The following is an 11852-nucleotide window of genomic DNA, read 5'->3' on the forward strand; positions in this document are numbered from 1 at the left end:
CCGGAGCCGGCGGCTTCGCCAGTCCGGGACGACATCCAGAAGGCGACCCCAAGGGAGCCCAAGGCGCAGAGCCCGATGCCCAGCAGGACGGTAGCCGGAGCTCCGCAGAAGCGAGAGAAGAGTGCGGCAAAAAGGCTGCCGACCGGGAAAAGACCTTGGAAGAAGAGGGTAGAAATGCCCGCCACTCGTCCCCGCAGTTCCGGGGGCGCGTTTTCTTGGAGGAAGGCGTTTGCCGCGGAAAGGAAGAGGACCAGGCCAAACCCCGCCATCCCGAGCAGCAGAGCTGAGAAAAAGAAGGATCGGGAGAGGGCAAAGCCTGCCGCCGAGAGAAGAAAGAGGCTGATGCCGCCGAAGACGATGCGGGGAAGCGGGAAAGTCCGGACCAGAGCGGTTGCCGTCAGGCTGCCCAAGAGTGATCCCGCTCCGCTTGCGGAAATCAGTAGCCCCAGCCCTTTGGGGCCGCTGTGCAGAACGCTCTCGGCGAAGAAAGGCAGCAGCACGGTGTAGGGCCACCCAAAGATCGTGACGAATCCGATCAAGGCGGCCTGGCCCAAGAGAGCTCGTCTTGTCGCAAGATAGCGAACTCCCTCCCACAGGGAAGATCGCATAGGCTTTGCGGGAGCTTGTCGGGGCGGAGCCGAGATCCGGAGGAGGCAGCCGAGCGAAACGGCGTAGGAAAGCGCGTTGGCCCAGAAGCAGGCGGCGACGCCCAGCGCAGGGATGAGAAAGGCGGCGACCACGGGGCCGATCAACCGAGCTCCGTTGAAGAGTACGGAGTTCCAAGCGACTGCGGCGCGAATCTCCTCGGTCGGCGCGGCATCGAGGAAAAGGGCCTGGCGCGCGGGTAGCTCGAAGGAGCCGGCGATACCGATCGCAAAGATCAGGAGACCAAAAGCAAGGAGAGAGAGAAGATGGAAGAAGGTGAGCAGTCCGAGCAAGAAAGCGAGCAGCAGCGCCGCTATTTGGGTGAGGAGCACGATTCGCCGTCGGGGGATTCGATCGGCAACGGCTCCGGCGGGGAGCGAGAAGAGAAGAAGCGGAAGGGAACCGGCAAAGCCGAAGAGGCCCAGCCAGAACGGAGAGCCGGTCATCTGGTAGACAAGCCACCCTTGGCCCACGTTTTGGACCCAGCTGCCGACGAAGGAGAACGCCTGTCCGAGAAAAAGAGCTCGGAAGGGGGGCGATCGAAAAGGTCTTAGATGCGGAAAAATCTTCATGGGCATGCGCCTGCTGCTCGATAGAATGCCTCAGTTTCGTTCGGGGGAAGGGCACGTGGCTCGGAGAGAAGAGGAGCGATCTGAGGAGGAGCAAGAATGAGGAGGGAACAGGGAAAGGGGGGGGAGAGGAGAGGCCATGGCTACGGGTCTTGGATGAGATGGGTCTATTCGCTGGGTATCCTCTTGGCAATGCCGCTCCCCTTGCAAGCCAACGAGGAGCTGCTTCGGCTGGGAGCCGACCCCGGTCAATGGCCGATGCAGGCGAAGAACTACGAGGCGACGCGGTACAGCGAGCTAGACCAGATCAGCGCGAGAACGGTCGAAAGGATGCACGTCGTATGGAGCTTTTCCACGGGAGCCCTCCGCGGCCATGAAGGGGGCCCGCTCGTCATCGGCAGTACCATGTATGTTCACTCTCCCTTTCCGAACACGATCTATGCGCTCGACTTGCGACAAAAGCCTTACACGATCCTCTGGAAGTATACGCCCGAGCAGAAGCCGTCGGCGATTGCGGCGGCCTGCTATGATACCGTCAGCCGGGGCGTAGCGTACGGGATGGGCAAGATCTTTCTCGGGACGTTGGATGGGCAGTTGATTGCCTTGGACGCTCATACCGGCAACGAAGTCTGGAAGGTGAAACAGGGAGAGATCGCTCGCGGGGAGACGATCACCGGAGCCCCCATCGTGATCAAGGACATGGTGATCATCGGAATCTCCGGGGGCGAGTTCGGCGTTCGGGGTCGGATCAATGCCTACGACATCCAGACGGGCAAGCCGCGCTGGGTGGCCTACAGCCAAGGTCCGGACGATGACATACTGCTCGAGGGAGATTTCAACAAGGAGTGTCCGCGCCACGGAGGAGAGGGGGAGGGTACGCGGTCGTGGCCGGGAGAGCAGTGGAAGCTTGGGGGCGGAACGACCTGGGGCTGGTTCAGCTACGATCCGGACTTGGATCTTTTCCATTACGGAACCGGCAACCCGGGATCCTGGAATACCGAGGTGAGAAAGGGCGGGGATAATAAGTGGTCCTGTACCCTCTGGGGGCGTCGGCCGGGCACGGGGAAGGCGCGATGGGCCTTCCAGATGACTCCCTGGGATTCGTGGGGATACGACGGCACGAATGAGTTGATCCTGGTCGATCTCCCGATTGGGAACGCGAAGCGAAAATGCGCGGTCCACTTCGATAAGAACGGATTCGCCTACACGCTCGATCGGGGAACCGGGGAGGTGCTCTCGGCTGTCCCCTTCGTCTACGAGAACTGGGCCAAAGGGATCAACCGCGGGGATGATCGGCCGATCGAAGTCCCGGAGAAGAGAGCCAAGCTCGGGGTTGATGTGAAGGGAGTCTGCCCTTCCTCGATGGGTGGGAAGAATCAGCAACCGGCGGCCTACGATCCGGAGACCCATCTGTTTTACGTCGGAACGAACAACCTCTGCATGGATATTCAGGCCATGGAGGCCAAATATAACCCGGGAACCCCCTATGTGGGCGCGGATCTGCTCATCTACTCCGGGCATGAAGGACGGGATAAGTATTACGGCGAATTCATCGCCTGGGATCCGGTGAAAGGAAGGCGGGTCTGGGAAATCCAGGAGCGATTTCCGGTTTGGAGCGGGGCGCTGGCGACCGCCGGCGGCCTGGTCTTCTACGGGACGCTGGACGGATGGCTCAAGGCCGTCGACGCCCGCACCGGGGTGCTTCTTTGGCAGCAGAAGCTCGGTTCGGGCATCGTCGGGAATCCGATCGCCTTCCTCGGACCGGACAACAAAGAGTATATAGCCGTCTATTCCGGAGTGGGAGGCTGGTTCGGGTTGCCTGCCGCCGTCAGCTTGCCCAAGGACGATCCGAGGGCGGCCATGGGCGCCAACGGCGCGGCGGATAACTCCGGCCTGCCGCAATCGACGACCCCGGGAGGCGAGCTCGTCGTCTTTGGCCTCGATTAGCCTGCCGGTCTCCCCAGCGTTCTGCTGCGGCTTGCCCCCAAGGCCCGTCGGCCCGCGCTTCGGCTACGAACTTTGGGAGAGAGGCGGGTTAAGTTTTCTTTGCGCGAAGCAGGGTCCTTTTGTCACGAAAAGTTCACGGAACTGTCACAAAAATGTAACAGAGAAACGGCTTGCCCGACCTCCGTCCGGCTCCGGTAATCTCCTTTCCAGTAAGCGGTCCAAGGCCTCTGCCGCAGCGGTCGCGGGTGCTCCGCGCGGGCAGGGGGAACGCAGACGGCAACCAGGGAGGGAGTCATGCGCGCGGTCGTTTTTCCGGAGCGGAAAGAGAGGGAGTTTTCCGAGAGATCGAATCTCCAGCCGGTGCAAGGGGAGGGTGCCTCCAGGGCAATCCGGCCGCCGAGCGGCTGGCGTGTGCCCGGGAGACCCATCGAGGCCGGCCTGCCCGTCTTTGCCGTGGCCCTCTCCCTTTTGGCCCTCTTCTCCCTCTCCATCCTCTTCTGGTGGAAGGAGCAGAAGCGGCCGGCGCCTCCGGTTGCCGCTCCCCGGACCCCAGCCGTTCCCGCTTCCTTGGCCGATGACGAGCCCCACTCCTTTGCGCGGCTCTGCACCGACTATGCCCGCTGGCAAAAGGAGCTCCTCCACTAGCACAAGGAAGGAGACCCGGGACTCCGGGAAGCCAGGCGGCTCGACCCCGAAGTCGAGTGGCAGCAGTTGCCACCCATCCAAGCCGCCCGGGCCTGCTTGCAGCGCTACCTCCAGCGGCTGGTGACGATCGACTCGATCGAGCCGATCCGCTACGAGCGCGTCGGAGAAGGAGTGGCGATTGACTACCGAGCCGTTGTCCGCTGCCCGATCGATCTCTACGTGGCGGCAGCGATCCCGGTTCCCATCCCTAAAGGAGTGACCGAGCCGGTCGCGCGGATCTGGCGCGATCTCCTCTTCGATGCCTGCCTCCCGCCGGGCTGTGTCCACGATATTCAAAGCAAGCATCTGCTGCTCCCGGCAAACGAGCCCTTCGTCTTCCGCTGGCGGGTCGAGCTGGCCCAGATTGTAGACGGCCAATGGAAGATCCTCTTGGCCGCCCCCTCCCTCCTCGAATGGAACTGCGGCTTTGTCGCCGCGGAGATCCTGGCTCTTCGAGAGGGCGAACCCTATGCGCTGCGCCTCGCGGGCGACCGCTGCCTTCTACCCTTTTCCATGGCTGATGAGGCGACCTGGAACGAGCTCGTCTTCCGTTACCATGCGACCTGGGGAGTTCCCGGCGCCGAGCCGCCCGGCATGGCCGCCCGAGCCCAAGGGTGGCTTCGGGCCACCGAGCCCCGGCTCTTTGCCGCTTTCGGGCCGCTCCTCGAGCTAGAAAAGGCTCCCCGCCTTTCGAGCTGGACCCCGGCTCTCCCGGCCTATGCCGCCCGGACCGACTGGGCCGGGCCGCTCCTCGCTCCCGTCCGGGCGCTCCAACCGCAAGACGCCGAGTCCCGCTTTGTGGCCTACTACCGGGCGCGCGCGCGGGAACGCAACCGGTGGATTGACTGCTTTGTCCTCCAAAGGGCGCAGATCGAGGAGCAGAAGGGCAAGATCCCCCTGCGCCGGTAGGTCCCCCGATCCCAAAACCTCCATGGGAGCATTCGCCGATGAGATCCAGGGGCGTTTGGACCTCCTGCCTCTTGCTTTGGGCGACCCTCCTGGCTCCCGAGGGGAGGTTGAGGAGCTATGGGCAAATTTCCGTTCCACCTGCGGAAGAGGCTGCCAGCTCCCAAGCTGCTTCCGAGGGAGGGTCCTCCTCCATCCCGTCGACGCCCTTTCCGTACCAAGCAGCGGTCGTCGACCCAGCGGACCTGAACACGGCTCCGAGTGGTTCCGACGGGTTGCCGCAAGTGGGGGCAACCGTCCAAGCATCCCAGAGCCCATCCCCTGCACCCGACTCTTCCGGCGACGCCGGGCTGGTCAATAACTCGGCCATGCCGGGTGGAGCCTCCGCGTCAGCTCCCACGGCCCCGACCGATGGGGCCCCGTCTGCCGTCTCCGATCCAGGCGTGGCCTCCGGTTTCGGCGACGCCTCGGGCTCGGGAGCCGCCAGTGGGGCAGCCCAGGATGGATCAACCGCTCCCACCACGGCCAATACCTGCTGTCCTCCGCCTCCAGGACAGCAGAACGGGGCGCAGGGCCCGCAGAAGCCGAAGGCCGACGGCCCCCGCTACGGCCCCGACGGAAACATCATTCCCGAATATACCGAGGGGCAGGGGCCGGAGGATGAGGCGCGCAGCCATGAGCTGAAGCAGTCGCTATTCGGAAAGGGCAGACATCCGAGCGCAAACGGCTCCCAGAGCCAAACGCAAATCTTCCCACCTCCAGCTTCCCTCCCGGAGCAGTTGGATCCTGTCAACCAACTCGTCGTGGCCCAACTACAAAGGGAGTTGCAAAATGGAGCACTGACTCAGGAACTTTGCCTGGATAGCGTCTTTCGGCTCTATGCCTCTGTGGGTGCGCCTATCGACTCTCGGATACAGGCTTTAAATACAAAAGGGGCGAACCACGATGAGTTGGTCGAAAAGCTCAAGAAGCAACACAAGAGTCCCTGGCCTCTGCAGTTGACGCCGCAGGAGAGCGCTATCGCGAACGACCTTGCGCAAGGGCGCCTTGACTGGACCGATCCGAATTTGCAGTGGTCGCTTGATCCGCAACAGAGCGGGGACATCTGCCTCTTTCCTGGGTATTGGAAGGTTACGAAAGACAACAACAATAAAACTGTGAGTACGCATGTGCCTGGCCACGTCGGGATCGTCCTTTTCAATGCAAACAAGAACGAGTGGGAGTTCGTTTCCACGAATAATGGTGACTCCAACAGCAAGGTGATCCCGGGATGGACCGTTGACTCGCTCGACGATGACACATCGGACTGGTACGCCAAAAGTGGTGGCCAGATGCCACAGTTCTTTCACTGGATTGGCCCGGTGCCTTCGACCTCGGGCCCTTGAATAACCAAAAAGGAGCAAGCTGGTGACCCTAAACCTGAAAAGAAGATCCAGGCAAGTAATCTCAACGAAGCGCCGATCCTCTTGGCGAACCCTATCCTGGCTCGTGCTCTGCATGCTCGCCGCTCTTCGGGTCGCTTTCGGAGCCGCCTACTTCCCTCCGTCTCCCCGGCCGGAGGAGATCAGCGAGGAGGTTTGGCAGGAACTCTTTGAAGGGAAGCCCGTGGTAATCGTTGCTCATGTCGCGACCGGCAAGGGAGTCAGCTGGTACAACATCCACGACTGGGACAAGAGTTTAAAGGGCGGCGGGATCGGCCCCGACGAGTACTATGTCCGGGTAGAGCATGGGGAGGTGACCGTCCCATGGTTTATGAATTTGGAGAGAGCCGAGTTGATCGCGCATTCCTACGGCATCCACAAACGGAAGCCCTCTTGGACTTCCCTGGGATTGACGCTGCCTGAGGCGACCGAGATGGAGAAGCAGGATATAGAGCAGGGAATTCAGTTGAGCAGCCTTGAGGAGGTTCGGCAGCGAGTTCGGGAAGCCTACAGTAAGTTGGCAAGAGGGGTGGGGGATGATGTCGACTACGAATGTATGTTTCCGGAGGTGATCGAAGCCTATAAGCAGCTTGGTGTGCTACCCAGGAACTTCGTTCCCCCAAAGATCCCGGACAAGCCGCAATTTACCAAGGAGGAGAGAGAAGCTGTCCGAAAGGCACTTGCGCTCCGAAAGCAGCAATGGGAGGAGGAGCAGAAAGCGAAGGAAGAGCACAAGCGGATGAGGAATGCCGCGACTCCGGCGCAGGGACCATAGTCTACCGGTCGGCCCGGCGTTCTGCTGCGGCTTGCCGCTAAGGCCCATCGGCCCGCGTTTCGGCTACGAACTTTGGGAGAGATACGGGGTTTGGATTGCTGGACTGGCAGCGGTTGTGTCCGCTTTTTTGTGTGCGGGTCGATCTTCCGCTTGGTTGTCTAAGAGTAAAGAGAGTTGTTCGCATACCGTCAACTGGGACCGGCGAGACCGCTTCCCCAAAGCGGTCGGCTCTAGCGCTTCTGCTCCGTATCGAGGGGGTCTGCCTTTCCTACCTCCCTCGGCCTTATGTGCCCAGTGTGCGCTTGCCGGACAAAAGCTTGATCTCGTGCTTGCGCGAATAGCCCCACTGCTCGCAGAACTCCTCGAGCATCCGCCCCTTCCCCTTCCGCTCCCGCCGGGCGTATCGCTCACGCATGCGCCCAAACGTCTCTTCCGCAACCCGTTAACTCTTCTTCTGACCTCCGTGGTTCTTCGGTGTCAAAATTTACGAGTCGACTCGCGATCCTTCCCTACGAAGAGCGTGGGATTGTTCCGATCCGGTGATCGGCGGAGGCTTCCACAGGAGACACTCCCATGTGAGGTGCTCCCCAGCGCGAGCAGGTGGTGGATCTTGGTGGGCCTGCCTCCTCTCATCACCAAGTTCCTCGGTTTCTACCCAGTCTGGTCCCTCTTGGGGATCAATACCTGCCGAGGAAGCCTACAGAGAAAGCGACGCATCGCGCATAGGGCGCGAACATTCCGAGAAGAGGAGAGACGTCGAGAGCACAAGTCGAGACTATCGGAGCCTGGCTTGTTTTTCGTTCACTTCCTCTGTTCGCATTCGACGTCCACCGACGTCTTCTTGCTTGGCAATGTTAGCATACACTCCTAAACATTCCAGCTATGAATCTATGGCAGCGGAAGCTCCTGGCCTTCCTGCACGATCCCCCGACCAAGCCTTTCAACATCCGAGAACATAGGGAGATCGCTGAGCCGCTCGTCCGTGCGGCGGGTTTCGACCCGGCCGATGCGCGCTGGTTTTTCGACAAGATTTCTGACCATGTGGCCGCTGCCGCGGATCGGATCCTCTTCCCAAAGCCTTCGGTCTTGAGCTCCGTCTTCCGCGGAGATGTCGATTCCCCCTTCCGGCATCCGCTGGGGGGCGGACATCTCGTTTTCACCAACCCGATCGACCCGAGCGATGCCGAGGGAAGGGTTGCTGCGTGCCAACCCACAAACTACGAGATTTCACGAATAGAGGATCGGAGCTTTTGCCATTTTCCGACCCGGATCGGCAAGGACTGGGCCAACTTCTTTCTTCACTGGAGGCTATGGCCTGAATTTGCTGCGAGGAGCCATGCCAGTCTCGCCTTTCTTCCAGCCGATACCCGAATTCCGGATCACACCATTTGGACCCATTGCGCGATTACGAGCGCCCTCCAAGGGTGTGTCGAGATTTCGACCGATGACCCCAACGCCGAGATTCGATCATTTAAGCCGGCCTTTCTCCTGGTCCACGTAAGCCCTGTCCAAGAATTTATCGCCCAGGCTCGAACGACCCGGGATCTTTGGAGCGGCAGCTATCTCCTGTCCTATCTTGTGGCCCATGGCCTCAAGGCAATCACCGACCGCATTGGTCCCGATGCGATTCTCTTTCCCTCTTTGCGCGGTCAGCCCCTATTCGACTTTCTCCACAAGGAGGAGCTCTACGATCGCGTCTCTCGGGAAGGAAGCCTCTGGTCCGAGCTCCACGTGACCGGGGAACAGATCCTTACTCCCAACATTCCCAACCGCTTTTTGGCGGTCGTCCCTGCCGAAAAGGCGAAGGACCTGGCGGAGGCCGCCGAAAAGGGAATCCGGAATTGCCTGAAGGAGATCTCCGAACAATGCCTGGCTTGGTTCGAAAAAAAGCGCAAATCCCTGGATGAGGCCGGAAAGGCGAGGTGGCGGCAGCAGGTCTCCCAGTTCCTTTCCGTCCACTGGCAGACCTGGCCTTGGGAGCAGGATCTGGAGGAAGCTTTATCTGCCTTTGAAGCCCTTCCGGCGGGGCGGAAGGCAGGCGCTGATCTTCGTCAGACTTACGATGCCGCGCGAAAAGGAATCCGGGAGGCGAATCTCGATCCCCGCAACTATTGCCACCGAAGTTGGCGTGAATCGGGCCGCTGGAGATCGGAAATTGTTCCAGACAAAGCAGGCCTCCCCGTCGTTGAGAATACCGGCTTTGGCTGGTCCGCTCATTATGCCATGGCAGACTTTCTACTCGCCGCCCGGCGGAACACTCGCGACTTTCCGTTTTGGAGCACACCCCAAGACCTTTCGGCGCGCCATGGAGCGATCAAAGACGTCCTCTCCGGCAAGGAGGAGTGCATCGGGAGCGAAGAATGGCAACGGAGCTTGATTGAAATCCCGGATCACTTCTTTAACGGCGCGGAGCGCTTGGGGGCGATGAATCTGATCAAGCGCGTTTGGCATAAGGCTCATCTTGAGGCGAAGTTCGGAGGGCAGTTCCCCCGCTCTCCTCGGTTCGATTCCGTTCCCGCCGTCGTCGCCGCCGATTGGATCGAGCGTGTTCAGGCGAAGCTGGGAGAGGAAGGGCAGGCTAATCTTTGCACCGCCTTCGATGCGTTCGGGAAGGCGCTGGACAAGGCAGAGCAGGAGTTGGATTTTCCCTATCCGCGCTATGCCGAGTTCAAGCAGACGAGAAGATGGGTCCGCACCGTAACCCCCGCCGTCTTCCACGAATCCGAGCTACGGCGCCGGATTCGCGAGCGGCAGGAGCAGGAGGAGCAGATGAAGTCGCCGGGACTGGAGCGGGCGCTTCGTGAGCTCGCGAGCTTGCGCGCCGAAGCCGGCGGTGCTCCCGGCCGCTATTTCGCAGTCCTCGCTCTCGACGGCGACTCGATGGGGAAGTGGCTCAGTGGAGAAAAGGCCCCCGAGCTTCGTGGCCAGTTATCGAAGGAGGCCGCAGATTACTTTGCCCAGCAGCATCCCGGCGCCAAAGAACCTGGGGCGTTGCACCACCTCTTAGACAACGGCAAGCGCCTTCTCACGCCGAGCTTTCACCTGGAGCTGAGCACCGCACTCGTCAACTTCGCCCTCCACCTCGCGGGTCGCATCGTGGATCGTTTCCAAGGCCAGCTCATCTATGCCGGTGGAGACGACGTGCTCGCCTTGCTCCCCGCGCGCAACGTCTTGAAATGCGCGTCTGTCCTTCGGAAGGCGTTTCGCGGAGATCCGGCTCTCCCCAAAGAGTTCGAGGGCGTCTTGGAAGCTGTCACGGAGCAATGGGGCTTCGTGGGGCTGGACGGAAGGTGGCCGGAGCGGCAGAGGAATACTCCATTTCCCCGTGGATACCACGTCCTGGTGCCCGGTCAGCGGGCGGATGTTTCCGCTGGAATTGCCATCGGCCACATGCACAGCCCGCTCCAAATCGTGGTCGAGGCGGCTCGAGCGGCGGAGAAGCGGGCAAAGTCCCATTACAAAAGGTCGGCCTTTGCGGTGAGCCTCTTTAAACGCTCAGGGGAAATCCTCGAGTGGGGTGCCAACTGGGATTCGGGCGCAATCGAACTTCTGGAGCAATTCGCCAGCCTGACTCGCGAGAAAAAGCTCTCCGGACGCTTCCCCTATGCGCTCGCGAGCCTTCTGCGTCGCTATGAGCCCGTCGAAGGAGCACAGCGCACAAAGATCGACTCTGCCCTCTACTCTGCCGATCTAAAGTTTGTTGCAACCCGCCAAGCGGCCGAGAGCTTCTCGCCTGCGGAGAGAGAAGAACTCCTTTCTCTTGCCGGGAGGTATCTCGAGAACTGCGGAAAGGAGGAGAGGCAATTGAACGACTTTCTCGGGCCCTTTCTGACGACGGCCTTCTTGGAGGATGCGCGAGATTAACCATGGAAAGCTTCGATCTTATTCCTGTCGACACGCTCTTTTTTCGCGATGCGCGACCTCTTGCGGCTGGCAGCTCATTTGGTCGCGGCGCCCGCTGGCCGTTGCCGACGGCTCTTCACGGCGCCTTGCGCACCGCGCTTCTCAGCGCCGTGGACGCCCTTCCGATGCAATCTCGTCCCGGAGCGATGCGAAAGGGTGTTCCGTCTGGGCAGATCGGAACCGATGCGTTTCAATGGCTCCACGTTCATGGCCCCTTTCCCGTTCGCGAAGGGAAGATTTACCTTCCGCGTCCGGCCGATCTCGTCGCCGTCGAGGGGGAGCGGGAGATGCGGCGGCTGTTGCCGATCCAGCGCAAAGAAGGGGCAACCAATCTTCCCACGCCCCTCCAATATTGTATCGCCTCGGGAGCCAGAGCCGAAAAGGAAGAGCATCCCATCCACTGGATCGACAGCGCGTTTTACGAAGAGTACTTGGCCGGCGGGAAGCTCTCTTTGCCGGAAGATCCTGGGCTTTGGGATTCCGAAAGAAGAATCGGGGTGGCGATCGACCCGGTGACCTATGCGGCGAAGGAGGGCCGGCTCTACGTCGCCGAGCACCTGCGGTTACGGGAAGGGGTTGTGCTCCGCTTTGGCGCGAGCAGTCCACCGGCTCACAAATGGCGCCATCCGGAAGAAAGAGGGCTCACCGTGGCGAGCTTGAGCGGACAGATGGTAAACTTGGGAGGGGAGGGAAGATTTGTGCGGGTGGAGCCCGTGGGCGATTCTCGCCTCCTGCCGGCGCTGGCGTTGCGGCAGGGGATGCGCATCAAGTGGGTTCTGCTGGCCCCGGCCGTTTTTACGCACGGCTGGCGTCCGGGCTGGGTGGACGATTCAGGTGCGGTTCGCCTGCGCTGGGTGGACAAAGAGAGCCGCCGCGAGTACCGGAGAAGGCGGAGGGAAGATCGCGCATGGGTCTATCGCGAGGAAGAAGATCCTGCGGAAAGGATTGGTGCCCATCTCGTGGCCGCTTGCCTGGGCAAGCCCGAGCCGATCGGCGGCTGGG

At 61.2% G+C, this 11852-nt stretch carries 9 protein-coding genes; 7 read left to right on the forward strand and 2 right to left on the reverse strand.

Going from position 1 to position 11852, the window contains the following annotated elements:
- On the reverse strand, nt 1-1223 hold a 1223-nt coding region (locus tag MAMT_RS02720), incomplete at its 3' end, for an MFS transporter (RefSeq protein ID WP_142659421.1).
- A gap of 90 nt (nt 1224-1313) precedes the next feature.
- Between MAMT_RS02720 and MAMT_RS02725 the strand changes: the two genes are divergently transcribed.
- From MAMT_RS02725 to MAMT_RS02745, 5 genes are all read left to right on the forward strand, one after another.
- Nucleotides 1314-3161 (forward strand): PQQ-dependent dehydrogenase, methanol/ethanol family, encoded by a 1848-nt coding sequence (locus tag MAMT_RS02725; RefSeq protein ID WP_246186488.1) that lies wholly within the window; start codon nt 1314-1316, stop codon nt 3159-3161.
- 294 nt (nt 3162-3455) lie between these two features.
- Entirely contained in the window at nt 3456-3806 is a 351-nt protein-coding gene (locus tag MAMT_RS02730; RefSeq protein WP_142659423.1) for a hypothetical protein, read from the forward strand.
- Nucleotides 3807-3872: 66 nt separating this feature from the next.
- Nucleotides 3873-4754 (forward strand): hypothetical protein, encoded by an 882-nt coding sequence (locus MAMT_RS02735; protein WP_142659425.1) that lies wholly within the window; start codon nt 3873-3875, stop codon nt 4752-4754.
- 38 nt (nt 4755-4792) lie between these two features.
- Nucleotides 4793-6136 carry a hypothetical protein gene (locus MAMT_RS02740; RefSeq protein ID WP_142659427.1) on the forward strand — a complete coding sequence of 448 codons (1344 nt, stop codon included), beginning with the start codon at nt 4793-4795 and terminating at the stop codon, nt 6134-6136.
- A 103-nt stretch (nt 6137-6239) separates the two neighbouring features.
- Nucleotides 6240-6947: a hypothetical protein gene (locus tag MAMT_RS02745; protein ID WP_178086875.1), complete on the forward strand. Its 708-nt coding sequence runs from the start codon at nt 6240-6242 to the stop codon at nt 6945-6947.
- A 283-nt stretch (nt 6948-7230) separates the two neighbouring features.
- On the opposite strand, the gene MAMT_RS11750 is transcribed toward MAMT_RS02745, so the two are convergent.
- Nucleotides 7231-7362 carry a hypothetical protein gene (locus MAMT_RS11750; RefSeq protein WP_281289095.1) on the reverse strand — a complete coding sequence of 44 codons (132 nt, stop codon included), beginning with the start codon at nt 7360-7362 and terminating at the stop codon, nt 7231-7233.
- 467 nt (nt 7363-7829) lie between these two features.
- Here MAMT_RS11750 and cas10 point away from each other — a divergent pair, with 467 nt between their 5' ends.
- Nucleotides 7830-10811, forward strand: a complete 2982-nt coding sequence (gene cas10 / locus MAMT_RS02750) for a type III-B CRISPR-associated protein Cas10/Cmr2 (RefSeq protein ID WP_142659431.1) — start codon at nt 7830-7832, stop codon at nt 10809-10811.
- A 2-nt stretch (nt 10812-10813) separates the two neighbouring features.
- Nucleotides 10814-11852: type III-B CRISPR module-associated Cmr3 family protein (locus MAMT_RS02755; protein ID WP_142659433.1), on the forward strand; the 1039-nt coding region annotated here is incomplete at its 3' end.

The sequence above is a fragment of the Methylacidimicrobium tartarophylax genome, from assembly GCF_902143375.2.
GTDB lineage: Bacteria > Verrucomicrobiota > Verrucomicrobiia > Methylacidiphilales > Methylacidiphilaceae > Methylacidimicrobium > Methylacidimicrobium tartarophylax.